The sequence below is a fragment of the Pseudomonas sp. VS40 genome (genome assembly GCF_018587885.1).
GTDB lineage: Bacteria > Pseudomonadota > Gammaproteobacteria > Pseudomonadales > Pseudomonadaceae > Aquipseudomonas > Aquipseudomonas pergaminensis.
In genome coordinates, this window is record NZ_JAGYWD010000002.1 from 679,536 (window position 1) to 702,313 (window position 22,778).

Annotated in this window: 23 protein-coding genes; 12 read left to right on the plus strand and 11 right to left on the minus strand. The window is 58.9% G+C overall.

The features are described 5' to 3' along the window. The first annotated feature begins 207 nt into the window (after positions 1 to 207). Positions 208 to 561: a hypothetical protein gene (locus tag KHP07_RS08180; protein ID WP_099492101.1), complete on the plus strand. Its 354-nt coding sequence runs from the start codon at positions 208 to 210 to the stop codon at positions 559 to 561. 222 nt (positions 562 to 783) lie between these two features. Next, on the plus strand, positions 784 to 1,014 hold the full coding sequence (locus tag KHP07_RS08185; protein WP_078048536.1) for a hypothetical protein: 231 nt from the start codon (positions 784 to 786) through the stop codon (positions 1,012 to 1,014). Positions 1,015 to 1,023: 9 nt separating this feature from the next. Here the strand turns inward: KHP07_RS08185 and KHP07_RS08190 are convergent, their stop codons facing one another. Together KHP07_RS08190 and KHP07_RS08195 are read right to left on the minus strand one after the other, a co-directional pair. Next, positions 1,024 to 1,305, minus strand: a complete 282-nt coding sequence (locus KHP07_RS08190) for a hypothetical protein (RefSeq protein ID WP_078048535.1) — start codon at positions 1,303 to 1,305, stop codon at positions 1,024 to 1,026. A 142-nt stretch (positions 1,306 to 1,447) separates the two neighbouring features. Further along, on the minus strand, positions 1,448 to 1,633 hold the full coding sequence (locus tag KHP07_RS08195; RefSeq protein WP_029294643.1) for a hypothetical protein: 186 nt from the start codon (positions 1,631 to 1,633) through the stop codon (positions 1,448 to 1,450). Positions 1,634 to 1,943: 310 nt separating this feature from the next. Here KHP07_RS08195 and galU point away from each other — a divergent pair, with 310 nt between their 5' ends. Together galU and gorA are read left to right on the plus strand one after the other, a co-directional pair. Further along, on the plus strand, positions 1,944 to 2,783 hold the full coding sequence (galU, locus tag KHP07_RS08200; RefSeq protein WP_003173830.1) for a UTP--glucose-1-phosphate uridylyltransferase GalU: 840 nt from the start codon (positions 1,944 to 1,946) through the stop codon (positions 2,781 to 2,783). Positions 2,784 to 2,888: 105 nt separating this feature from the next. Further along, positions 2,889 to 4,247, plus strand: coding sequence for a glutathione-disulfide reductase (gorA, locus tag KHP07_RS08205; RefSeq protein ID WP_099492100.1), 1,359 nt, complete (start codon positions 2,889 to 2,891; stop codon positions 4,245 to 4,247). Here gorA and KHP07_RS08210 read toward each other — a convergent pair whose 3' ends face one another. After that, the gene (locus KHP07_RS08210; RefSeq protein WP_214496982.1) at positions 4,248 to 5,255 is read right to left on the minus strand and encodes a DNA-binding protein; all 1,008 of its coding nucleotides are present in this window, start codon (positions 5,253 to 5,255) and stop codon (positions 4,248 to 4,250) included. A 170-nt stretch (positions 5,256 to 5,425) separates the two neighbouring features. Here KHP07_RS08210 and KHP07_RS08215 point away from each other — a divergent pair, with 170 nt between their 5' ends. From KHP07_RS08215 to ahpF, 3 genes are all read left to right on the plus strand, one after another. Then, on the plus strand, positions 5,426 to 6,358 hold the full coding sequence (locus KHP07_RS08215; protein ID WP_214496983.1) for a site-specific integrase: 933 nt from the start codon (positions 5,426 to 5,428) through the stop codon (positions 6,356 to 6,358). Between the two features lie 144 nt (positions 6,359 to 6,502). Then, entirely contained in the window at positions 6,503 to 7,066 is a 564-nt protein-coding gene (gene ahpC, locus KHP07_RS08220; protein WP_010210361.1) for an alkyl hydroperoxide reductase subunit C, read from the plus strand. Positions 7,067 to 7,194: 128 nt separating this feature from the next. Beyond that, positions 7,195 to 8,760 carry an alkyl hydroperoxide reductase subunit F gene (gene ahpF, locus KHP07_RS08225; protein WP_078048531.1) on the plus strand — a complete coding sequence of 522 codons (1,566 nt, stop codon included), beginning with the start codon at positions 7,195 to 7,197 and terminating at the stop codon, positions 8,758 to 8,760. Between the two features lie 54 nt (positions 8,761 to 8,814). Here ahpF and gloA read toward each other — a convergent pair whose 3' ends face one another. Then, the gene (gene gloA / locus KHP07_RS08230; RefSeq protein ID WP_025856006.1) at positions 8,815 to 9,336 is read right to left on the minus strand and encodes a lactoylglutathione lyase; all 522 of its coding nucleotides are present in this window, start codon (positions 9,334 to 9,336) and stop codon (positions 8,815 to 8,817) included. A 196-nt stretch (positions 9,337 to 9,532) separates the two neighbouring features. Here gloA and KHP07_RS08235 point away from each other — a divergent pair, with 196 nt between their 5' ends. Further along, positions 9,533 to 10,069: a DUF4946 domain-containing protein gene (locus KHP07_RS08235; protein WP_078050926.1), complete on the plus strand. Its 537-nt coding sequence runs from the start codon at positions 9,533 to 9,535 to the stop codon at positions 10,067 to 10,069. Positions 10,070 to 10,180: 111 nt separating this feature from the next. Here the strand turns inward: KHP07_RS08235 and KHP07_RS08240 are convergent, their stop codons facing one another. From KHP07_RS08240 to KHP07_RS08250, 3 genes are all read right to left on the minus strand, one after another. After that, positions 10,181 to 10,546 carry a histone-like nucleoid-structuring protein, MvaT/MvaU family gene (locus KHP07_RS08240; RefSeq protein WP_049713271.1) on the minus strand — a complete coding sequence of 122 codons (366 nt, stop codon included), beginning with the start codon at positions 10,544 to 10,546 and terminating at the stop codon, positions 10,181 to 10,183. 198 nt (positions 10,547 to 10,744) lie between these two features. Next, positions 10,745 to 12,286 (minus strand): EAL domain-containing protein, encoded by a 1,542-nt coding sequence (locus KHP07_RS08245; RefSeq protein ID WP_214496984.1) that lies wholly within the window; start codon positions 12,284 to 12,286, stop codon positions 10,745 to 10,747. Between the two features lie 81 nt (positions 12,287 to 12,367). Further along, the gene (locus KHP07_RS08250) at positions 12,368 to 13,237 is read right to left on the minus strand and encodes a LysR family transcriptional regulator (RefSeq protein WP_078048528.1); all 870 of its coding nucleotides are present in this window, start codon (positions 13,235 to 13,237) and stop codon (positions 12,368 to 12,370) included. A 77-nt stretch (positions 13,238 to 13,314) separates the two neighbouring features. On the opposite strand from KHP07_RS08250, the gene KHP07_RS08255 reads away from it, so the two are divergent. Together KHP07_RS08255 and hppD are read left to right on the plus strand one after the other, a co-directional pair. Further along, entirely contained in the window at positions 13,315 to 14,238 is a 924-nt protein-coding gene (locus tag KHP07_RS08255) for a DMT family transporter (RefSeq protein WP_214496985.1), read from the plus strand. Between the two features lie 245 nt (positions 14,239 to 14,483). Beyond that, positions 14,484 to 15,560, plus strand: coding sequence for a 4-hydroxyphenylpyruvate dioxygenase (gene hppD / locus KHP07_RS08260; protein WP_078048526.1), 1,077 nt, complete (start codon positions 14,484 to 14,486; stop codon positions 15,558 to 15,560). A 55-nt stretch (positions 15,561 to 15,615) separates the two neighbouring features. Here hppD and rarD read toward each other — a convergent pair whose 3' ends face one another. The 3 genes from rarD to KHP07_RS08275 form a co-directional block, all read right to left on the minus strand. Beyond that, on the minus strand, positions 15,616 to 16,497 hold the full coding sequence (rarD, locus tag KHP07_RS08265) for an EamA family transporter RarD (protein ID WP_078048525.1): 882 nt from the start codon (positions 16,495 to 16,497) through the stop codon (positions 15,616 to 15,618). A gap of 150 nt (positions 16,498 to 16,647) precedes the next feature. Further along, positions 16,648 to 17,658: an aldo/keto reductase gene (locus tag KHP07_RS08270; RefSeq protein WP_100490614.1), complete on the minus strand. Its 1,011-nt coding sequence runs from the start codon at positions 17,656 to 17,658 to the stop codon at positions 16,648 to 16,650. 79 nt (positions 17,659 to 17,737) lie between these two features. After that, a complete protein-coding gene (locus KHP07_RS08275) occupies positions 17,738 to 18,640 on the minus strand; it encodes a LysR family transcriptional regulator (protein ID WP_099492095.1) in 903 nt (300 codons plus the stop codon). A 100-nt stretch (positions 18,641 to 18,740) separates the two neighbouring features. Between KHP07_RS08275 and KHP07_RS08280 the strand changes: the two genes are divergently transcribed. Continuing rightward, the gene (locus tag KHP07_RS08280; protein WP_100490616.1) at positions 18,741 to 19,445 is read left to right on the plus strand and encodes an SDR family oxidoreductase; all 705 of its coding nucleotides are present in this window, start codon (positions 18,741 to 18,743) and stop codon (positions 19,443 to 19,445) included. A 695-nt stretch (positions 19,446 to 20,140) separates the two neighbouring features. Here the strand turns inward: KHP07_RS08280 and KHP07_RS08285 are convergent. Continuing rightward, a complete protein-coding gene (locus KHP07_RS08285; protein ID WP_078048521.1) occupies positions 20,141 to 21,451 on the minus strand; it encodes an MFS transporter in 1,311 nt (436 codons plus the stop codon). Positions 21,452 to 21,613: 162 nt separating this feature from the next. On the opposite strand from KHP07_RS08285, the gene KHP07_RS08290 reads away from it, so the two are divergent. After that, on the plus strand, positions 21,614 to 22,720 hold the full coding sequence (locus KHP07_RS08290) for a sugar diacid recognition domain-containing protein (protein ID WP_078048520.1): 1,107 nt from the start codon (positions 21,614 to 21,616) through the stop codon (positions 22,718 to 22,720). Positions 22,721 to 22,778: the final 58 nt, after the last annotated feature.

Here is a 22,778-nt window from a genome sequence, read left to right on the forward strand (position 1 = left end):
TGTCTCCAGAAGGGCTTTTTCTGAAAAATCAGAACGATACGTAGGTTAAGATGGAGTTTATCAGCCCCAGCGCGTTTATTATCGGCCCGTCTTCAACGACGTCGACAATTTAAAACAGTTATTTACCGAGTTATCAGGGATAAATCCTACGTTGGCGGGAGAAAAATACCATTCCTGCTGTCGTAGGGTCTTTATCGGAGGTTTTGTATGAAGTGGAGTGTGTTGGTTCTGGCCCTGGCGATTGGTGGGTGTGCTTCGGTTGCAGATATCAAGCAGACCCCGCCGACCTTGGCGGTCATTTCCGGGAAGAAACCACAGGAATACGCTGCGTGCGTCGTACGAAAGTTGTCCGCAACCCGCCGGCCGCCGCAGATCGAACCGCATAAGGACGGTGGCGTGCAGGTAATCGTACCGCAAAAATTCTCAGCCGATCCTTCGGCGATTTTCGAAATTGATGAACGTTCCAGTGGTAGCAGCATTAAACTCTACGAGAGCATGTCCAATGTGCCGATTCGTCCGGGTGACGTGAAGAAGGCTGGCGAAGACTGTATCTCCGGCTGACAAGGCCTGTTTGGCCCAACGACTTCGAATCCGATAAAAAGTCTGGCTCCGCATGTGTGGCACCGGGCTTTTTTTTGGGGTGTAAAGTGCGCCGGCTTTGCGATCCGATCAGCAGAAGACGTGCCGGTACGGTAGGGCATCCGTTAAACTCTCACCCAATATGTAAAAATGCCGCGCGAACTCTCGGTTTGTGCGGCATTTGTCTTTTTTGGGAAGTCTTTTATGAAGCGTGAACACGTCAGGGCTCGCCAGGCCGAAGGCCAGATATCGGCCACTCACATCATCCAGAACCCCGCTGACCTGAGCGAATGGATCGTCTTCTTCAAGAAAAGCGGCGGTCGCAGTTTTTTCCTGGTCGACGATCAGGACGAAGTCGAGTCGTTCCCGCGCCTGGATGACCTGGTAGAGACCATCCGAGGGCTGGGCATCAAGTTTGCCGATATTCAGCTGTAGGCGTAACGCTTACTTGCAGACCACCACCACACTGCGGCTCTTGAAGTTGCCGACGTCCTGGCCCAGGGTCTTTTCACTTTCCTTGAGCGAAGGCGTGCCTTCGGTGCCGACGATTCGGTAGCCAGTGCCCGCACACGAGGCGTCAGCCTTTTCGTAGCAGCTGGCCCAGGAGTTGGCTTCGCCCGAGCAGTCGATGGTCAGGCCTTGTTCACCGTTTTTCAGGTAGACGTCAGAGGTGGTGGTGCAGCCGGCAATCGCCAGTACCGCAGTCAGTGCCAGAATCTTGTTCATGTGTATTCATCATAAAGGGTGTTGGAGGGGCGCTGACACTGTCGTGGGGCGTTTCGGCGAGATTATAGCGAACTGCCATCTACGTACAGACAAACACAAAAAAGCCCCGTTCATCGGGGCTTTTTGCACAGTGCGCTGAAGCTTACTTGCCCTTGGGCCGCTTGCTCGACGCATGGCCTGCTTCGTCCACGAACACTTCAGCCACGGCGATAGCCTGGCTTTCTGTCGCGAATGCGCCTGCGACGCTGTCGCCGTGGAAATTGATCAAGTGCCAACCGTCCGCTCGCTTGGTGATCAGGTAGCCGTTCACGCCTTTTGGTTCTGACATCTATCAAGTATCTCGTGGTTTGGTTCAAGGCCCTAATGATAGCGCCAAATGTCGCGGGGCCGCGCAAGTTATTCCAGGTCAGTATTCTGGGCCTGAAAGCGTGTTAAAAAGCTTGCAGACCTTGGAAATACTGAGGTGCAGGCATTTTTTGCCGTGCCATTGATAAAACGCTGTGCAACTTGAGCGGAACTTACGCCGACATTTTTTCTCTATGATGACATCGCAACGCCAGCAGGACCCATTGTAAGGTGACTGCGGCCTGATTAGACTGCGCCGAATTCCGTACGCACAGCCCTTTGTAAGGACCCATATGATCAAGAAATGCTTGTTCCCAGCAGCCGGTTACGGCACTCGCTTCTTGCCAGCGACCAAGGCCATGCCCAAAGAGATGCTGCCGGTGGTGAACAAGCCACTGATTCAGTACGGCGTCGAAGAGGCACTGGATGCCGGTCTGAACGAAATCTCCATCGTGACCGGTCGTGGTAAGCGCGCGCTGGAAGACCACTTCGACATCAGCTACGAGCTGGAAAACCAGATCAAGGGCACCGACAAGGAAAAATACCTGGTCGGTATCCGCAAACTGCTCGACGAGTGCTCGTTTTCCTACACCCGTCAGACCCAGATGAAAGGCCTCGGCCACGCCATCCTGACCGGTCGCCCACTGATCGGCGACGAGCCGTTCGCCGTGGTCCTGGCGGATGACCTGTGTGTCAACCTGGAAGGCGACGGTGTGCTGACCCAGATGGTCAAGCTCTACCAGAAATACCGCTGCACCATCGTTGCAGTGATGGAAGTGAACCCGACCGAAACCAACAAGTACGGCGTTATTGCCGGTGATGACATTGGTGATGGCCTGATCCGCGTACGTGACATGGTTGAAAAACCGGCACCGGAAGACGCACCTTCGAACCTGGCGATCATCGGTCGTTACATCCTGACCCCGGATATCTTCAAGTTGATCGAAGAAACCGAGCCAGGCAAAGGCGGCGAGATCCAGATCACCGACGCCCTGCTCAAGCAAGCCAAAGACGGTTGCGTCATTGCCTACAAGTTCAAGGGCCAGCGTTTCGACTGCGGCGGCGCTGAAGGCTACATCGAGGCGACCAACTTCTGCTACGAGCATTTCTACAAGACTGGCAAGGCTTACTGATCCACGGTGTAAGCAGCCTGTTCCAAAAAAGCCACCTTCGGGTGGCTTTTTCGTTTTTCAGCCCCATGTAAGTCGGTATGCTGATGTCCTGCCGAGGAGAGTGAAATGGCCTACGATTTTGACCTGTATGTAATTGGCGCCGGTTCTGGCGGTGTTCGTGCGGCGCGTTTTGCCGCAGGCTTTGGTGCCAAGGTGGCCGTTGCGGAAAGCCGCTACCTGGGTGGCACCTGTGTCAACGTTGGTTGCGTGCCGAAAAAGCTGCTGGTGTACGGCGCACATTTTGCCGAAGACTTTGAGCAAGCCAGCGGTTTTGGTTGGTCGCTGGGCGAGGCGAATTTTGATTGGCCCACCCTGATCGCCAACAAGGACCGCGAGATCAACCGTCTCAATGGCATCTACCGCAACCTGCTGGTCAACAGCGGTGTGACCCTGCATGAAGGCCATGCGCGCCTGGTTGATCCGCATCAGGTCGAGATCAATGGCGAGCGTTTCACTGCCAAGCACATCCTGATCGCTACGGGTGGCTGGCCACAGATTCCAGAGATTCCAGGGCGTGAACACGCGATTGGTTCCAATGAAGCATTCTTCCTCAAGGAGCTGCCTAAGCGCGTGCTGGTTGTCGGCGGTGGTTATATTGCCGTCGAGTTCGCCGGGATTTTCCACGGCCTGGGTGCACAGACAACCCTGCTGTATCGCGGCGATCTGTTCCTGCGCGGCTTCGACGGCTCGGTGCGCACGCACCTGAAGGAAGAGCTGACCAAGCGTGGCCTGGACCTGCAATTCAATGCCGACATCGAGCGCATCGACAAGCAAGCCGACGGCAGCCTCAAGGCGACGTTGAAAGACGGCCGCGTGCTGGAAGCCGACTGTGTGTTCTATGCCACCGGGCGTCGTCCGATGCTGGACAACTTGGGGCTGGAGAACACCGGCGTCAAACTCGACAAGCGCGGCTTCGTTGAGGTGGATGACCAGTACCAGACCGCCGATTCATCCATCCTGGCCATCGGTGATGTGATCGGTCGTGTGCAGCTGACACCGGTTGCCCTGGCTGAAGGCATGGCCGTGGCGCGTCGGCTGTTCAAACCCGAACAGTATCGCCCGGTGGACTACGCGATGATCCCGACGGCGGTGTTCAGCCTGCCGAACATCGGCACCGTGGGGTTGACCGAGGAAGACGCGAAAGAGAAGGGCCACCGGGTGCAGATCTTTGAGAGCCGTTTCCGGCCAATGAAGCTGACGCTGACCGAGTGCCAGGAAAAAACCCTGATGAAGCTGGTGGTCGACGCCGACACCGACAAAGTGCTGGGTTGCCACATGGTGGGGCCGGACGCAGGTGAAATCGTGCAAGGCCTGGCGATCGCGCTCAAGGCGGGCGCGACCAAGCAGCATTTCGATGAAACCATCGGCGTGCACCCCACGGCGGCGGAAGAGTTCGTCACCATGCGCACGCCCGTGACAGGCTGATCAGCCGTTGGGGCTTGCCTCTGGGGCCGTTGCAACGGCGGCCGCCAGACGCAATGCCTCGATACTGGCCTGGGCCTTGATCAACTGCAGTTCCAGGTTCTTGTTGTTGCGCTGGTGTTCGGTCAGTGCTTCCTGGCGTGACTGGCTTTCCAGCACGGCCACCCGTAGGCGTTCCTGAAGCAAGGTGCGCTCGCTGTCTATCAGACCGACCTGTTCGCTCAGCTTGAGTTGCTGGGCCTGATCCTTGCGGGACTGTTCCTGCAAGGCGGCCAACTCCTTCGCTGTCACCCGATGCTCGATCAACAGTCGCTCATTGTCGCGATGCAGTTGGGTGATCTCATCCTGACGCACCATGGCGCTTTGCTGTGCCTGGCGCAATTCGGCCTGGACCTGCTGCAACTGGCCTTCGTGGCGGCGCTGTTCCTGCTCGCGCTGCTCCTTGATCGCTGTACGGTAGTGCTCCAGGGCCTCCCGGGCGTGCAAGTGCTTTTCTTCCAGCGAACGAATCTGTTCGTCCTTGTCGTTGATCCGTAATTCGTAATCGCTGCATGCCTGGCTCAGCCCGGCGTTACGGGTTTGCTCGGTCTGCAGGCTGATGCTGGCGGTTTGCAGAGCGGCGCTTTCTTCTGCCAGGGCTGCGGCCTGGATATCAAACTGTTGCTTGAGCTGGCCATGAGCGTCTTCAAGCGCCTCTATCTGGGCGAGCAGGGCGGCTTTTTGCTGTTCGAACTGTGCCAGGGCCAGGTCGATTGGCTCTTGGGCCTTGTCTTTCAAGCGCTGTGCCAGCCGTGCGACCAATTCGCCGAGCTCATCGTCGATGGGCGCCTCGGTGATGGTGGCGCGGGTTTCGCTGTCGTCCAGCTCCTTCAAATAGCGGTGAATCGTGGTTTTTGAACCGGTGTTGCCCATTTCGATGCGTACAGCGTCGATGCTGGGGTTTTCGCCACGGGCGAGGATCGCCAGGCGTGCCGTTTGAACTACTGCTTTATTGATGCCGCCGCGAGCCATGGGGTCTCCGTCGATTTCGTAGTGTGGTACGTGGTATGTATATACGTACTGTAACACGAATAAAAACCTGTTTAAATTCATCATTTAACAGATGGGATATTGGCGTATTATCCCGTGTCATACGCGTTTAATCCGCGAAAGCACCTGCCAGCAGTACGAATAGGCCTCCCATGAGCGATCTGGACCGTTACCTCAATGCCGCCACCCGCGATAACACCCGGCGTAGCTATCGCGCAGCCATCGAGCACTTCGAAGTGAGTTGGGGCGGGTTCCTGCCCGCGACCAGCGACAGCGTGGCGCGGTACCTGGTTGCTCACGCCGGGGTGCTGGCCGTGAACACCTTGAAGCTGCGGCTCTCGGCGTTGGCGCAGTGGCACACGAGCCAGGGGTTTCCCGACCCGACCAAGGCGCCGGTGGTGCGCAAGGTGCTCAAGGGTATTCGTGCTGTGCACCCGGCTCAGGAGAAGCAGGCCGAGCCTTTGCAGCTCAAGCATCTGGAGCAAGTGGTGACGTCTCTTGAGAGAGAGGCGAAAGAGGCGGCGCAGGCACAGGATCAGGCTCGGCTGCTGCGCGCCAAGCGCGACACAGCTTTGATCCTGCTGGGTTTCTGGCGCGGCTTTCGCAGCGATGAGCTGTGCCGCCTCAAGATCGAACAGGTGCAGGCGACGCCCGGTGCCGGTATCAGCCTGTACCTGCCGCGCAGTAAAAGCGACCGCGACAACCTGGGCAAGACCTACCACACCCCGGCGTTGCTGCGTCTGTGCCCGGTACAGGCCTACAGCGAATGGCTCAGCGCCTCGGCGCTGGTGCGCGGCCCCGTGTTTCGTGGCGTTGATCGCTGGGGCAATCTGGGGGAGGAGGGCCTGCACCCCAACAGCGTCATCCCGCTGCTGCGCCAGGCGCTGGAGCGCGCCGGCATACCCGCCGAGCAATACACCAGCCACTCACTGCGTCGCGGCTTTGCCACCTGGGCCCATCGCAGCGGCTGGGATATCAAGTCGTTAATGAGTTACGTCGGCTGGAGCGACATGAAATCTGCCATGCGCTATGTTGAAGCGACGCCATTTCTGGGCATGACCTTGGCAACCCAGCCGCTGCTTTGAGATTTCTTCTATTAATACAGTCACCTGATAGGGAAAACCAATCGTCAGCATGAGGTTTGCCAATGAGCCATCGGCCGAGAGAGTGGGTAGGATTCACTTCATCAACTTCTTTACCCCTTTTACAAACCTGACGGAGAGTCAACGATGCCTATCATCAACAGCCAAGTAAAACCGTTCAAAGCTACCGCCTACAAAAACGGCAACTTCGTAGATGTGTCCGACGCTGACCTGAAAGGCAAGTGGTCCGTTGTGTTCTTCTACCCAGCCGACTTCACCTTCGTTTGCCCAACCGAGCTGGAAGACCTGGCTGACAACTACGCCGAATTCCAGAAACTGGGCGTCGAAATCTACAGCGTTTCCACCGACACTCACTTTGCCCACGCTGCCTGGCACAACACTTCGCCAGCCATCGGCAAGATCCAGTACACCATGATCGGCGACCCAACCCTGACCATCTCCCGCAACTTCGACGTACTGATCGAAGAAGCTGGCCTGGCTGACCGCGGTACTTTCGTGATCAACCCAGAAGGTCAGATCAAGATCGTTGAACTGAACGACGGCGGTGTTGGCCGTGACGCTTCCGAGCTGCTGCGCAAAATCAAGGCCGCTCAATACGTCGCTGCCCACCCAGGCGAAGTGTGCCCAGCCAAGTGGAAAGAAGGCGAAGCCACCCTGGCTCCGTCCCTGGACCTGGTCGGCAAGATCTAAGTCTGTGAAGTCTCAAGGGCGGAAATCCGCACTTAAGTAAGCTGCATCCGCCCCCAAAAACGCCCGGGCGAGATTCGCTCGGGCGTTTTTTTGTCTGCAATAAACCGAATTAATAGGAAATCGCCCGTATGTTGGACGCCAATCTTAAAGCTCAGTTGAAGTCATACCTGGAACGGGTCACCCAGCCGATCGAGATCGTCGCCTCCCTCGACGACGGTGCGAAATCCCAGGAAATGCTTGCCCTTTTGCAGGACGTTGTCAGCCTCACTACGCTGATTACCCTGAAAACCGATGGCGATGATGCGCGCAAGCCTTCGTTCTCCATCAATCGCCCGGGTGCCGATATCAGCCTGCGTTTTGCCGGCATCCCGATGGGCCATGAATTCACTTCGCTGGTGCTGGCCCTGCTGCAAGTCGGTGGCCACCCGTCGAAGGCCAGTGTCGAAGTGATTGAACAGATTCGCGCCCTCAAAGGCGAGTTCAGCTTCGAGACCTACTTCTCGCTGTCCTGCCAGAACTGCCCGGACGTGGTCCAGGCGCTGAACCTGATGGCCGTGCTCAACCCGAACATCCGCCACGTCGCCATCGACGGCGCGCTGTTCCAGGCTGAAGTCGACGAACGCCAGATCATGGCGGTGCCAAGCGTGTACCTCAATGGTGTGAACTTCGGCCAGGGCCGCATGGGCCTGGAAGAAATCCTCGCCAAGCTCGACACCAGCGGTATCGAAAAAGCCGCCGAGAAAATCAGCGCCAAGGACGCCTTTGATGTCCTCGTCGTCGGCGGTGGCCCAGCCGGTTCGGCGGCGGCGATCTACGCGGCACGTAAAGGTATCCGTACCGGTGTCGCTGCCGAGCGTTTCGGTGGGCAAGTGCTGGACACCATGTCCATTGAGAACTTTATCTCGGTTCAGGAAACCGAAGGCCCGAAACTGGCCAGCGCCCTGGAAGCCCACGTACGCCAGTACGACGTGGACATCATGAACCTGCAGCGCGCCAGCAGCCTGATCCCGGCGAAAAACACCGGTGACCTGCACGAAATTCGCTTCGAAAGCGGTGCGACCCTCAAGTCCAAGACTGTGATCCTGGCCACCGGCGCCCGCTGGAGAGAAATGGGAGTGCCGGGCGAGCAGGAATACAAGGCCAAGGGCGTGTGCTTCTGCCCGCACTGCGACGGTCCGTTGTTCAAAGGCAAGCGTGTCGCGGTGATCGGCGGCGGTAACTCCGGCGTTGAGGCGGCCATTGACCTGGCTGGTATCGTCAGCCACGTTACCTTGCTCGAGTTCGACAGCAAATTGCGCGCCGACGCCGTGTTGCAGCGCAAGCTCTACAGCCTGCCGAACGTTGACGTGATCACCAGCGCGCTGACCAGCGAAGTGAAAGGCGATGGCCAGAAAGTCACTGGCCTGGCGTACAAGGACCGCGACAGTGGCGAGTTCAAGACCCTCGACCTGGAAGGCATCTTTGTGCAGATCGGCTTGCTGCCTAACACCGACTGGCTCAAAGGTACCGTGGAGCTGACACCGCGCGGCGAGATCATTGTCGATGCGCGTGGCGAGACATCACTGCCAGGCGTATTTGCCGCCGGTGACGTCACGACAGTGCCGTACAAGCAGATCGTGATCGCGGTGGGCGAGGGCGCCAAGGCCTCCCTGAGTGCTTTCGATCACTTGATCCGTACCTCCGCCCCGGCCTAAACCCAGGGCCCCGGAAATGAAAAAGCCCCATGAGTGATCATGGGGCTTTTTTCGTTACAGCGGTGCGGGCTGGATTATCTCGACCCAGTACGCATCCGGGTCCTTGATGAAGGCCAGGCTCTTCATGCGGCCGTCGGTCAGGCGCTTCTGGAAATCACAGCCCAAGGCTTCGAAACGTTCACAGGCTGCGACGATATCCGGCACGGAGATGCAGATGTGGCCAAAGCCACGCGGGTCGGTATTGCCGTTGTGGTAGGCAAAGTCGGCGTCGTTTTCGGTGCCGTGGTTGTGGGTCAGTTCCAGGATGCCTGGGATCGACTTCATCCATTGGGTCCGTTCGGCGGCGTCAGCGGGAATCTGGGATTTGTCCACCAGGGCCAGGAAGTACAGGCTGAATTCAGCTTCTGGGAAATCACGTTTTTCGACCAGCGAAAAGCCCAGGACGCGCGTGTAGAAGTCCAGCGATTTGGTGATGTCCTTGACCCGCAGCATGGTGTGGTTGAACACGAAGTTGGCGGTGGCGGTGTCAGGTTGGGCAGTGACGCCCGGGAAAGTGTTCAGTTCGTGCAGGCTCATGGGCCCTCCAGAAAAAATGGGGCAAACGCGGCTCTAAGATGTGAGCGGTTCCTTGGCTTGCGGCTGGCATCCGTGCAGCCGGACCATGATACGCAAGGCTCGCCCCATGCGCCAAATGAAAAAGCCCACGCAGGCCTTGCGACACAGGGCGACCGGGGGCCAAACTTTAATGCTTGGACCTTGGGTGTTTTTCGTGATGATTGAACTTCGCAAACGGCTGTTGAGTACGGTGTGTCTGTTGTTGGCCAGCCCCTTGTTGATGGCGGCCGACCCCGAAATCCATTGGCCCAGCGGTTGGCAAGTCGAAGAAGTCGTGCCCGACGACAAGGCGCCGGTAACACCACAGCCGGTGTCTCGGCAGCGGGCGATCAAGAATGATGAAAACGGCGCGACCTTGATGGTTATCGAATTGACCGGCACACCGATTGAAGCGGGGCATAAGGTTAATCTGCAGGGGGTATTGCTGGAGATGCGCAAGTCGATCCAGAAAGATTTTGCCCAGGGCGGTTATCAAAGTGTGTGCAGCAAGATGCACCCTACAACACTGAGCCGTCTTGACGCGCTGGAAACTACTTGCGTGATTACCGAAAACGGGCGCCACGTAATTTCGCAAACATTGGTGGGCGCGGTGGATGCCGATAAGGCTTATGTTTTTTCATACGCAGGCCAGGCTGATGCTTACGAAGCCAGCAAGGACGAAGTCAGTTCAGTGCGCGACAGCCTGAAACTTTAAGTGTGGCGTGCGCGTCGGTTTTGAACATAATGAAACGTTATTTTAGTTCGATTTCGAACCCTTGAATAAAAAAGCCCCGCATAAGCGGGGCTCTTTATTAGTGCGATGCAATCAGCCGCGAAGCCAGGAGTCTACAGTGGCGGCGCCGTACTGTTCTTTCCAGGCCTTGAGGCCGCGATGGTTGCCGCCTTTGGTTTCGATCAGCTCGCCGGTGTGCGGGTTCTGGTAAACCTTGACCACGCGTGCACGGCGCTGTTTTGGTGCGGTAGCGGCAGCGGCGCTGGACTTGCCCGGGTTGGGGTCAAGAATGGAAATGATGTCGCGCAGGCCTTTGCCATAGGTCTTCATCAGGGCTTGAAGCTTTTCTTCGAATTCGATTTCTTTCTTCAGGCCGGCGTCGTTCTTCAGGGATTCCAGCTGGGCAAGCTGCTCTTGAAGGGCTTTTTCTGCTGCGCGAAATTCGGCGAGTCTGGACAAAATCTGTACTCCAATAGTGTATTTGGCTGATATCAACTGCAGACAAAGCTATAAGCCAAGCGCTTTAAGGCGACCCAGAAAAGAAGTCGTCTCGCGAGTTCTGCACAGGCAGGAAAAATTGTAGTAGTTAATGCGCTTCGAGTAAATCATGTCTTTTGTCTAAATAACATTCTTTCCACACAGGTAGTGCGTGGCTATTCAATGGCTGGCCAGTGATTTAATAAATTCATCACAGGGTAGAGGCTTTCCGAAGAGGTAGCCCTGGAGAAAATCCACGCCTTGTGCGGCCAGGTATTCACACTGTTCAGCGGTTTCCACACCTTCGGCAACGATGCCCAAGTCGAGCTTGCCGGACAGTTCTATGATGCTGTCCAGAATATGCAGTGATAGTGCGTCGGCACCGATCATGGCGACAAAACTCTGGTCGATCTTCAAATAGTCCACATTGAAGTTACGCAAGTAGCCCAGGCTGGAATGGCCAGTACCAAAGTCATCAATGGCAATCATCACCCCCAGCTGATGCAAGGCGTCGAACAGGCGGCGGGTAATATCCGTAGGCTCGATCAGCTCGCGTTCGGTCAACTCCAGCACCAGGGTCACCTGGCCCACGGCAAAGGCGGCAAGAAACTCCCGGCAGTCATCTACCAACGCCAGATCCTGGCAGTGCCGTGCGGTGATGTTCACGCCGATGTGGAAGCCAGGGCTGAAACGCGCCGCATGCGGCGCCAGTTGCGCGGCGGTCTGGCGCAGCAGCGCCCGGGTCATCGGCACAATAAGGCCGGAATGTTCGGCCAGGGGGATAAACAAGTCGGGGCGCACCAAGCCCTCCTTGGGATGTTGCCAGCGCATCAGTACTTCGCATCCCGCCCACTCGCGGGTGTCACCTCGTACGACTGGCTGGAAATACGGAATAAATTCATTGGCGCCCAGCGCGCGCTGAAGCTCATGGGTCGGTGCCGAAGAGCGCTTCTGCAGCCAATGCGCAAGCACGCCTGCCAGCACGCCAAAGAACAGCACCAGGCTGAACAGCGCCGGGTATCGGGCCTGCATGTAGCGCCACACCTCGCCGGCCGGCATGCCGGCCTCGACACTGTAGTGATAGCGTTCGGAGGCTAGCTGGTGATGGGCCACGGCAAACACCGGCACGGCGGTGTCACGCACCTTGCCGTCGCCGCTTAGCCAGTTCGGACCCACTTGCAATACCAGGTGGGCATAACGGCTGATCAGGCGCAGGGCGTTGGTCAGGTGGTAACCATCAATCGACGCAAAGGCGGCCTTGTCACCGTCCACCAGCCGGTAAACCAGCAGCGCGGTATCGGGCGTTACCGGGTTGCCGTTCATCAACCATAAGCGACCATCCACGTAGTCGTCCGGGTTGACCGGTGATTCGTAGTTGCTGCCAAACAGTGAGCTGCAGTAGATGTTTTTCTGCCAGGACAAGGTGGTCGCACGCACGAACGGCCGCCGCGTGACTTGTTCGCGCAGGGCCAGTTGTGCACCGTTATCACAGGGCTGCCCCGCCAACGGCAGCAAGGCCTGGGCGGCGAGGGCGGTGTTGTCGAGCATCAGGTCGAATTGGCGCACCGCCTCCTGGGCGGTCTGCGCCGTGCTTTGTTCCAGTGTGCGTTCAGCCTGCCAATGCAGAATGACCACCCCGAGCGCGATCGGCAGCAACGCGCTGAGCGACGTAATCGAGTAACGAGTGGCGCGTTTACGCGGGCCGTTGACGGTCAGGGGCATGAAGGGCACGGCCTGTTGCAGGGATCAGATTCAGTCGATGATAGTTGGCTGGGACAAAATAAGCTCGCCGAGCCTGCGCGGTTACCACTCAAGCCCTTGTGCAATACGGATAAAAGCCAGCGCCGCCGGCGAAGATTGACGCCGATCCAGTACCGCCAGGCCGACCCGACGCGGCACACGGGGCGACAGCGCGCGCTGCACGTAACGCGAATCGGCCGCGGTCGGCAATGAAGCCTGTGCCACCACGCTGACGGCCTCTGCGCGGCTTACGGTTTCCAGGGTACTGAGCAATTGTGAGCAGCGATATCGCACATTCGGCGTCAGCCGCGCCTCGTTGAACAGGCGCACCACCAGCTCAGTGGAGCCCGCCTCTGTCAACGCGAAAGGGTCGCTGCACAGGTCCTTGAGGCTCACCTGTTCCTGGGCTGCCAGCCGGTGATTGACCGGCAGCAGCGCCACCATCTGGTCTTCGAACAACGCAAAGGTGTCGAAGCGCTCCTGGTCCAGCACCACAAAACCAATATCAATCCGGCGTTCATCAAGCCATTGGATCACTTGTCTGTCGGGCCCTTCGTCGACGTGCACTTCGATGCCTGGGTACTCCAGGCGAAACCGGTTGAGGATCTTTGGCAGCAGGTAGGTCGAAGAGGTTGGGCCGAACGAACCGATGCGCAGGGTCCCGCGTTTCATGCCGCGCGCATCCGCCGCTTCCTGTTGCAGGGTATTGGCCAAGCCCAGCATTGCCCGGGCGCGTCCCAGCAACTGCTTGCCAATATCACTGAGCTCCACCTGGGCCTGGTGGCGGCGGAACAATGCCACCCCCAGTTCCTGCTCGAGGCCTTTGATCGCATGGGAGACCGCCGATTGGCTGATCCCGAGGCGGTGGGCGGCGCTGGTAAAGCCTTGCAGTTCGGCAACCAGTGAGAATATTTCCAATTGGGTCAGGGTCATGAGTAATCACTCATTTTACGATGACACTGTATTACCAGAAGAATGCCAAAGTCCTCAAGCCACTAGAGCCTCTGCCCGTGCATTCTTCGTCGGATCGCATCACTTACATAAAGTTGGCCACTGTCACCATGATCTGGGGCGGCACGTTCGTAGCCGGTCGCTTTTTGAGCGGGGCACTCGACCCGTTGCTGGCGGCCAGCCTGCGGTTTGGACTGGCGAGCCTGGCCTTGCTGGGGTTCATGGGACTTGCGCGCATACCCTTGTCGCGTCCAAACCTGCGGCAGATGGGGCAGTTGGCGGTGCTGGGTTTTTTCGGCATCTTTTTCTACAACCTGTGTTTCTTCTATGGGTTGCATTACATCAACGCGTCGCGGGCCTCATTGATTGTGGCGTTGAACCCGGCAGTGATCGGCCTGGCGTCCTGGTGGCTGTTCAAGGAGCGCCTGGGAGCCAGCAAAATCATGGGCATTGCAGTGTGCTTGGCGGGCGCAGCCACGGTGATCGTCAGCCGTAACCCACAGGTATTGAACGCACAAGCCAACGCTTGGCGTGGGGACGTGCTGATCTTCGGGTGCGTAGCAGGGTGGGGCGTCTACTCGCTGTTTTCCCGAGGTTTGAACCAGAGCCTTGGCCCGCTGCAGACGGTCACCTGGTCCATACTACTGGGCACCCTGATGCTCTTACTCACCACGCTGGGCATGGGCCGGTTCAGCCTGGAGGCTATCGGCAGCCTGCATTGGCCCCAGGCACTGAGCCTTATGTACCTGGGCGTACTGGGTTCGGCACTGGCCTATATCGGCTATTACGATGGCATCCGGCGTATCGGCGCGACGCGCTCCGGGGTCTTTATCGCGCTCAACCCGCTCACGGCGGTGATCTGTGGCGCCTTGCTGCTGGACGAGCAACTGACCCTGTCCATGCTGATTGGCGGGGCGGTGATCCTGCTGGGCATCTACCTGTGCAACAAACCTCTTGCGCCTGCCAGGGCAATGGGGATTTGATAAGACTACGGACAAACACTGTTACGCTGTGTAGAATCGATTTACGCATACAAGAATATGGACTTGCGCTCACGCAAGCCTAAGCCGTCAGAGACTGATGCCCCCATGAAGCTACTCGGCTCCCCCCTCATCTTTGGTGACTTCCTCGCCCGCAGCGTGCGAGGCCTTTCCTGTGCGCCGCCCTCCAACCTCATCCTTGCTCGCAATTAATTCAGTATTTATTACAAGAATGATGAGGTGCCACCATGGCAGATCTATACGAAAACCCAATGGGCCTGATGGGCTTTGAATTTATCGAATTCGCGTCGCCGACCCCGGGCACCCTGGAGCCGATCTTCGAGATCATGGGCTTCACCAAGGTCGCGACCCACCGCTCCAAGAATGTGCACCTGTACCGCCAGGGCGAGATCAACCTGATCCTCAACAACGAACCCAACAGCATCGCCTCCTACTTTGCGGCGGAACATGGCCCGTCGGTGTGCGGCATGGCGTTCCGCGTCAAGGACTCGCAAAAAGCCTACAACCGCGCCCTGGAACTGGGTGCCCAGCCGATCCACATCGAAACCGGCCCGATGGAGCTGAACCTGCCGGCGATCAAAGGCATTGGTGGCGCGCCGCTGTACCTGATCGACCGTTTCGGCGAAGGCAGCTCGATCTACGATATCGACTTCGTGTACCTCGAAGGCGTCGAGCGCAACCCGCAGGGTGCGGGCCTTAAGGTCATCGACCACCTGACCCACAACGTCTATCGCGGCCGCATGGTCTACTGGGCCAACTTCTACGAGAAGCTGTTCAACTTCCGTGAAGCGCGTTACTTCGACATCAAGGGCGAATACACCGGCCTGACCTCCAAGGCCATGAGTGCACCGGATGGCATGATCCGCATCCCGCTGAACGAAGAATCGTCAAAGGGCGCTGGGCAGATCGAAGAGTTCCTGATGCAGTTCAACGGCGAGGGCATCCAACACGTGGCCTTCCTCACTGACGACCTGGTCAAGACCTGGGATGCGTTGAAGAAGATCGGCATGCGCTTCATGACCGCGCCGCCGGACACCTATTATGAAATGCTCGAAGGCCGCCTGCCGAACCACGGCGAGCCGGTGGATCAGCTGCAGGCACGCGGTATTCTGCTGGACGGCTCGTCTATCGAAGGCGACAAGCGCCTGCTGCTGCAAATCTTCTCGGAAACCCTGATGGGCCCGGTGTTCTTCGAATTCATCCAGCGCAAGGGCGATGATGGGTTTGGTGAGGGCAATTTCAAGGCGTTGTTCGAGTCCATCGAACGTGACCAGGTGCGTCGTGGTGTATTGACCGCCGACTAAACGTAAAAAAGCCCGGCCGAGGGTGACCCCGGCCGGGCTTTTTATCGCCTGCGCATCAGGCTTTGCGTTGGCGGACCAAGTGCTTGAAACCTTCAAACACCAGCACCATCACCGCCAGCCAAATCGGGATATAGGTCAACCATTCGCCGCCCTTGATCCCTTCCCCCAGGATCAATGCCACGCCTAGCAACAACACAGGCTCCACATAACTGAGCAAGCCAAACAGACTGAACGCCAGTAAACGGCTGGCGATGATATAGCTCACCAGCGCTGATGCACTGATCAGGCCCAGCATCGGTATCAATGCATACAGTTTCGGGTGCGCATCCATCACCGAAAAGCCTTGCTCGCCACTTTGCACAAACCACCACGCCACCGGCAGCATCAGCGCCATGTCCAGCCAGAGCCCGCCCAGGTGGTCGGTCTTGAGGTATTTGCGCACGATGAAATAAACCGGGTACCCAATGATCACCACCAGCGTCGCCCAGGAGAATCCACCCGCCTGGTACAACTCGTTGAGTACACCGAGGGCGGCAAAAAACACGGCGATCCGTTGCAGATAGGACAGTTGTTCACCCCACACCAGCCGCCCGGTCAGCACCATGGTCAGTGGCAACAGGAAGTAACCCACCGACACATCCAGGCTGCGCCCATTCAGTGGCGCCCACATGAACAGCCACAGCTGTACGCCGAGCAACGCGGATGACAGCAACACGCCGGCAATCAGGCGCGGGCTGTCCGCCAGCATGCGCACCAGTTCCCACACGCGCCGCCATTCGCCACTGACGATCATGAAGACGGTCATGCACGGCACCGTAAGCAACATGCGCCAGCCGAAAATTTCCAGGCCGCTCAAGGGCGTGAGCAATGATGTGAAGTAATACATCACGGCAAACAACACCGAGGCCAAGACCGATAACACAACACCTTTAGACACACTGTCCTCGCGAAAACCGTTGATACAAAAGATGAGGGGATTATGGAGCTTTTGGCGGGAGAGGGTTGCGCTGTTTTAGGGCGTTTTTCAGGAGAATTTCTCGCAACCTTTTTTAGGAGCGAGCAAGCTCGCTCCTACAAAGTGGAGGGGTTATGCGCGTGGTATGCGACCGGAGACGAAATGCCCCACATCATTGAACCCCGGCGTGGATGAATGCCCCGGCGTCACCAACGAATCGATAAACGCCTCATCTTCGGCGCTGATCTTCACCTCCAGTGCGCCCATATAGGCATCCCACTGCGCCTCGGTACGCGGCCCGACAATCGCCGAACTGACCGCCGAGTTGTTCAGTACCCAGGCAATCGCAAACTCGACGATCCCGACGCCACGACCTTGGGTGTACTGCTGGATCTGCTGGGCGATGCGCAACGATTCCACGCGCCATTCGGTTTCCAGGATGCGTTTGTCCTGGCGCGCCGCGCGGCTGCCGGCTTCAGGGGTAACGTCCGGGGCGTATTTACCACTGAGCACGCCGCGGGCCAGTGGGCTGTAAGGCACCACACCCAGGCCGTAGGCGGCTGCCGCGGTGATCTGTTCCACTTCGGCCTGGCGGTTGACGATGTTGTACAACGGCTGGCTGATCACCGGTTTGTCGACGCCCAGGCGCTCGGCCACGCGAATCACCTCGGCGATGCGCCAACCGCGATAGTTGGATAGGCCCCAGTAGCGGATCTTGCCCTGGCGGATCAGGTCGCCAATCGCCGATACCGTTACTTCCAGCGGCGTGTTGTGGTCTTCACGGTGCAGGTAATAGATGTCCAGGTAGTCGGTATCGAGGCGGGTCAGGCTGGCCTCCAGCGCGTTGAAAATGCGCTTGCGGCTCAAGCCGCTGCGGTTGGGCAAACCGTCCACCGGGCCGATGCCGACCTTGGACGCCACCACCCAATCCTGGCGATTGCGCACAATGGCTTCGCCGACGATTTCCTCGGAGCGACCGCCGGTGTAGACGTCCGCCGTGTCGATGAAATTGATGCCCTGGTCCCAGGCCTTGTCGATGATGCGCAGCGAGTCCTCGGTGTTGGTCTGTTCGCCAAACATCATGGTGCCCAGGGTCAAGGCACTCACCTTCAACCCGGACTGGCCCAATGTGCGGTAAATCATGGATAACTCCTCAAGGCGGGAAATGTACCCATGCAATACCAGACTCAGCCGCTCTGGGACAAGCCCTGCGCGCGTTTCTTCATGGGCTCAGTAATGTCTGGCAACGCTGCTGTAAAAAGCGATGCAGCACCTTCACGCGTTCCGACACTTGCAGGCGGTGAGGGCACATCAGGTTGAAGGGCGTGGGTTCGCCTTGCCAATCCGGCAGCAAGGGCACCAGTCGACCGGCCTTGATGTCTTGGGCAATGTCCAGATTGGCCTTATAGGCGATTCCGTGACCGGCCAACGCCCAGCGCCGCACGATTTCACCGTCATCGCTGAGGTAATCGCCCGACACCTCGACCTCCTGCAGCACCGTGCCCTGGCGGAAATACCAGGTGTTGTTGGCCCGGCCCTGGCGCATGTAGCGCAGGGTGTTGTGCTGCGCCAGGTCAGCTGGAGCGAGGGGGGTGCCATGGCGCGCCAGGTAAGCCGGGCTGGCACAGGGGATGCGGTGGTGATCGGGCACCACCGGCAGCGCCACCAGGCTGGAATCCCTTGGCACGCCAAACCGCAGGGCGATGTCGACCGTGTCGCGGAACAGGTCGGCATTGCTGTCGTTGAGCAGCAATTGCAGGCGGATATTCGGGTGTTCGAGCTTGAATTCATCCAGCCAGCCCAGCAACACATTGCGCCCGAAATCCGAGGGCGCCGCCAGTTGCAACAACCCGCTGAGGCTCTGGCCCTGTTGCCTGATCGCCTGTTCGCCCTCGGACAGGGCTTCCAGCGCGACGCGCACGCTCTCGAGGTAGCGCCGACCTTCCTCGGTCAGGCGCATGCTGCGGGTGGAGCGTGCCAGCAGGCGAATACCCAAGCGGGTTTCCAGGCGCTTGAGGGCGATACTGGCGGCGGCCGGGGTCAGGCCGAGCCCGCGTGCGGCGGCAGACAGGCTGCCGGTGTCGGCGGTGCGCACGAAGACTTCTAGGTCGAGGGTCGAGCTCATTTGTAAAAATCCTTTAAAGATCTTGTCGTTTTACCGGGATTTTTCGCCGATTGCCAAGCTGTGAAGATGAACGCTCATTTTCTCACTCAGGAATTTCCCCATGACTACTTCCCTCAACGGCAAAACCGTCATCGTGATCGGCGGCAGCAGTGGTATCGGTGCCGCCGTGGCCAAGGCTGCGGCCGCGCGGGGCGCGCAGGTGGTATTGGCCGGGCGGCGCTTGGTGTCTGGCGTGGAAAATGGCCTGCGCAGCGAACCGGTGGATGTCACTGATGCGGGTTCTCTGCAACGCCTGTTCGAGACCGTGGGACGCTTTGACCATCTGGTCTACACCTCCGGCCCCAGCGTGCGTGCCAAGCCGCTGGTCGAGACCGACCTGAACGAGGCCCAGGAAAATTTCAATGTGAAGCTCTGGGGCTCGCTGCGGGCGATTCAGCTGGCGCTGCCATTTTTGGACGAACATGGCAGCATCAGCCTGACCTCTGGGCAACTGGGACGTAAATTGGCGCCGGGCCAGTTCATCAAGACGGGTATCAACGCGGCGACTGAAGCGTTGGGCAAGCAGTTGGCGAAGGAGCTGGCACCGCGTCGGGTCAACGTGATCAGCCCGGGGGTCATCGATACGCCGGCGTATGCAGGCTTGGCGCAAGAACAGCGCCTGGCGATGTTCGCCAAGGCGGGCGGCGCATTGCCGGTCGGGCGCGTGGGCCAGGCGCATGAGGTCGCGGCGGGGTATGTGCTGGCCATGGAGAATGGCTTCATGACTGGTGCCGTGATTGACATCGACGGCGGCGGTTTGCTCTGACGTAATTGTCGGCGCCGGCTGAGGGGTAGGCCTTCAGGGCATAGCTATCTATACAGTTCTGAGTACGGCGCTGGACCTGTGGCGAGGGAGCTTGCTCCCGCCAGCGCTCGTATGGACGACCACAATCTACCTATCACCCCTCGATCTAACTGTAGGAGCTGGCTTGCCTGTGAGGACGGCCTGAAAGACGACCACTGTTTATCTGTTGCCCCGCGATCCAAATGTGGGAGCTGGCTTGCCTGCGAAGGCGGCCTGACAGCCGACCTGGATGCTGGATCTGATCGGGTACATATCCGTTATTTAGGTAAAGGCTTCTATTGGTTCCGCCCTTACGGCGGCTCACTTTTGAAAAGCGCAAAAGTAAGCAAAACGCTCTTGCCCCAACACTCGGCACCTCGCCTAGGCTCGGTGTGCCCGTAATCCGCCAGGTATTTGGGGGGCCGCCGCCACGCGCCATCCATGGCGCGGGGCGGCTAAACCGGCATCCCTGCCGGTTTACCCCCCAAATCCCTGTCGAATTCCGGCCAGCGTGTTTGACGGGGCGCCTAAGATCAAAGGCAACATCAAGATCAAGAGCGACTCGCTTCGCATCGTGGTTACCACGGTTACCATGGCTACTGTGGCTACCGTGTTTGCCACAGTGTTGTGTAGACGCCTCTACTCATCGCCGGCAAGCCGGCGCCTACAGGGCAAGGTTACGCCTTGAGGGTACGGGTCATCCGCAGCGCCAATACGCTACCGGCGACGATCACCGCTGCCAGCAGGTATAGCGCCACATCCGTGGACCCGGTGGCATCCTTCACAAAGCCGACGATGTACGGGCTGAGGAAGCCGGCCATTTGGCCCATGGAGTTGATCAACGCCAGGCCACCTGCTGCCGCGCCGGCACTGAGCATGGCGGTGGGCACCGGCCAGAACATTGGCAGGCCGGTCAGTGCGCCCATGGTGGCGATGGTCAGGCCGAGGATTGCAATCGCCGGGGTGGTGGCGAAGTTCACCGCAATCACCAGGCCGATAGCGCCCATCAACATCGGCACCACCAAGTGCCAGCGACGCTCTTTGCGCAAGTCGGCGGAACGCCCCACCAGCAACATGAACACCGCTGCCAGCAGATAGGGGATCGCACTGAGCCAGCCAATCACCAGGTTATCGCTGAACCCCAGGTTCTTGATAATCGACGGCAGCCAGAAGTTGATCGCGTACACGCCGCTCTGGATGCAGAAGTAGATCAGGCCGAACGCCCAGATCGCCGGGTTCTTGAACACTTCGGCGAGCGAATCGGTGGTGGTTTTCGGCTTGTTGGCCAGGTCGGTCGCCTGGTCGGCTTCCAGGACCGCACGCTCGTGGGGCTTGAGCCACTTGGCATTGGCAAAGCTGTCACTGAGCAGGAAGTAGGCGAGGGCGCCCAGGATCACGGTCGGGATACCTTGCAGCAGGAACATCCACTGCCAACCGGCCAGGCCGCCTTGGCCGGCCGCGAAGTGGTTGAGGATCCAGCCGGAAAACGGGCTGCCCAGCAGGCCGGACACCGGGATGGCCGACATGAACAACGCCATGATCCGCCCACGGCGGAACGTCGGGAACCACTGCGAGAGGTACAGCACCACGCCAGGGAAGAAGCCGGCTTCGGCGGCACCGGTAAACAGGCGCAAGGTGTAGAAATGCGTCGGCGTGGTGACGAACAGCAGGCAGGTGGACAGCGTGCCCCAGACGATCATCATCAACGCAATCCAGCGCCGTGGACCGAACTTGGTCAGCGCCAGGTTGCTCGGCACGCCGCACAGCACGTAGCCGATAAAGAAGATCCCGGCACCAAGGCCGTACACGGTTTCGCTGAATTTGAGTGCATCGAGCATCTGTAACTTGGCAAAGCCAACGTTTACCCGGTCGAGGTAGTTGAACAGATAGCAGATGAAAATGAAGGGGATCAGGCGCAGGGTAATGCGCTTGTAGATCGCGTTTTTATCGTCATCGGTGGCCAGTGTGGCTGCGGCGCTCTGTGACATGGGAGTCTCTCTTTATTATGATTTTTTGCGATGCGAAGGTAACGTTGATCGCCCAAAGAGTCTCGACCACCTGGCACGCCGCTGTCTTTGTGCTTGCGCACAGTGAAGCAGCTATTGCGCTGTGCTGATGAACAACCCATCGCTTTCTAGGAAATTAGCCCCATGTTCGAGCTGGATCATGACTTGGCGCAGAATATCGTCGATCGCACCATGGCGATCCTGCCCTACAACGTCAACGTCATGGACAGCCAGGGCCTGATACTCGGCAGCGGCGAGCCTGAGCGTATCAACACCCGCCATGAAGGCGCGCAACTGGTGCTCGCCAATGGCCGTGTAGTGGAAATCGATGGCCAGACCGCCAAGCACCTCAAGGGCGTGCAGCCAGGCATCAACCTGCCATTGCTGCATGACGGCCGCCTGATCGGCGTGCTTGGCATTACCGGCGAGCCGGAAGGCCTGCGCACCTACGCCGAACTCGTGCGCATGACCGCCGAAATGCTGGTGAGTCACCGCCACCAACAGGCCGAGCAGCAATGGCGACGCCAGCGCTGTGATGACCTGCTGGCCCTGCTGCTTGCCGAAACCGGCGATTCGCCGCGCCTGGTGGACGAGGCCCAGCAACTGGGGCTAAAGCCGCAGATGGCGCGTACGCCGTACCTGTTCGAACTGGGCGCGGGGCAATCGGCGGAAGCCTTGAGCGCTTGGCTGACCTCGCGTTATCCGGACAGCTGGTGCGTCAGCTCGGCGCAATATTCCTTGCTGTGGTGCCGGCCGGCGGCGGTGCAGGTCGACAACCCACGGCTGCTGGAAAAACTTGAAGGCAACGGTTGGAATATCCTGCGCGTTGCCGTCGGTGGCCAGGCGGATGGGCTGGCGGGGCTGCGTCGTTGCTATCGCCGCGTGGGCGATCTGCTTGCTTATGGCCGCGATGTGTTGCCGCAGTCACGGCTGTTGACCCTGAACCGCTATCGCCTGCCAGTGATGCTCTGGCGCCATCGCAACGACGATGCCCTCGACGAGCTGCTCAACCCCCTGCGTAAAGTGCTGGCCAAGGACGGCAACGGCCAACTGCTGGCAACGCTGCGCAGTTGGTGCGATCACGACGGGCAAAGCCAGGCCTGCGCCGATGCCCTGGGCATTCACCGCAACAGCCTGCGCTACCGCATGGAGCGCATTGCCGAACTCAGCGGTGTCGACCCATTGACCCTGGATGGCATGCTGGCGTTGTACCTCGGCGTGCAATTGTTGCCCCAATCTTTGTCGGAATGAACAACAAAGCTCATCCGGACTTGTGCATCGGACCGGCGTCAGCGGCGGTGCCAACTGG

Excerpts from the sequence above, each read along its gene's own strand:
- KHP07_RS08245 (WP_214496984.1), bottom strand. The coding sequence starts at position 12,286 with ATGCCCCTGACCGTCAACGGCCCGCGTAAACGCGCCACTCGTTACTCG.
- gorA (WP_099492100.1), top strand. The coding sequence starts at position 2,889 with ATGGCCTACGATTTTGACCTGTATGTAATTGGCGCCGGTTCTGGCGGT.
- KHP07_RS08280 (WP_100490616.1), top strand. The coding sequence starts at position 18,741 with ATGACTACTTCCCTCAACGGCAAAACCGTCATCGTGATCGGCGGCAGC.
- KHP07_RS08180 (WP_099492101.1), top strand. The coding sequence starts at position 208 with ATGAAGTGGAGTGTGTTGGTTCTGGCCCTGGCGATTGGTGGGTGTGCT.
- gloA (WP_025856006.1), bottom strand. The coding sequence starts at position 9,336 with ATGAGCCTGCACGAACTGAACACTTTCCCGGGCGTCACTGCCCAACCT.
- KHP07_RS08235 (WP_078050926.1), top strand. The coding sequence starts at position 9,533 with ATGATTGAACTTCGCAAACGGCTGTTGAGTACGGTGTGTCTGTTGTTG.
- ahpF (WP_078048531.1), top strand. The coding sequence starts at position 7,195 with ATGTTGGACGCCAATCTTAAAGCTCAGTTGAAGTCATACCTGGAACGG.
- KHP07_RS08185 (WP_078048536.1), top strand. The coding sequence starts at position 784 with ATGAAGCGTGAACACGTCAGGGCTCGCCAGGCCGAAGGCCAGATATCG.
- KHP07_RS08250 (WP_078048528.1), bottom strand. The coding sequence starts at position 13,237 with ATGACCCTGACCCAATTGGAAATATTCTCACTGGTTGCCGAACTGCAA.
- KHP07_RS08285 (WP_078048521.1), bottom strand. The coding sequence starts at position 21,451 with ATGTCACAGAGCGCCGCAGCCACACTGGCCACCGATGACGATAAAAAC.
- KHP07_RS08190 (WP_078048535.1), bottom strand. The coding sequence starts at position 1,305 with ATGAACAAGATTCTGGCACTGACTGCGGTACTGGCGATTGCCGGCTGC.
- KHP07_RS08290 (WP_078048520.1), top strand. The coding sequence starts at position 21,614 with ATGTTCGAGCTGGATCATGACTTGGCGCAGAATATCGTCGATCGCACC.
- ahpC (WP_010210361.1), top strand. The coding sequence starts at position 6,503 with ATGCCTATCATCAACAGCCAAGTAAAACCGTTCAAAGCTACCGCCTAC.
- galU (WP_003173830.1), top strand. The coding sequence starts at position 1,944 with ATGATCAAGAAATGCTTGTTCCCAGCAGCCGGTTACGGCACTCGCTTC.
- KHP07_RS08215 (WP_214496983.1), top strand. The coding sequence starts at position 5,426 with ATGAGCGATCTGGACCGTTACCTCAATGCCGCCACCCGCGATAACACC.
- KHP07_RS08270 (WP_100490614.1), bottom strand. The coding sequence starts at position 17,658 with ATGATTTACCGCACATTGGGCCAGTCCGGGTTGAAGGTGAGTGCCTTG.
- hppD (WP_078048526.1), top strand. The coding sequence starts at position 14,484 with ATGGCAGATCTATACGAAAACCCAATGGGCCTGATGGGCTTTGAATTT.
- KHP07_RS08195 (WP_029294643.1), bottom strand. The coding sequence starts at position 1,633 with ATGTCAGAACCAAAAGGCGTGAACGGCTACCTGATCACCAAGCGAGCG.
- KHP07_RS08210 (WP_214496982.1), bottom strand. The coding sequence starts at position 5,255 with ATGGCTCGCGGCGGCATCAATAAAGCAGTAGTTCAAACGGCACGCCTG.
- KHP07_RS08275 (WP_099492095.1), bottom strand. The coding sequence starts at position 18,640 with ATGAGCTCGACCCTCGACCTAGAAGTCTTCGTGCGCACCGCCGACACC.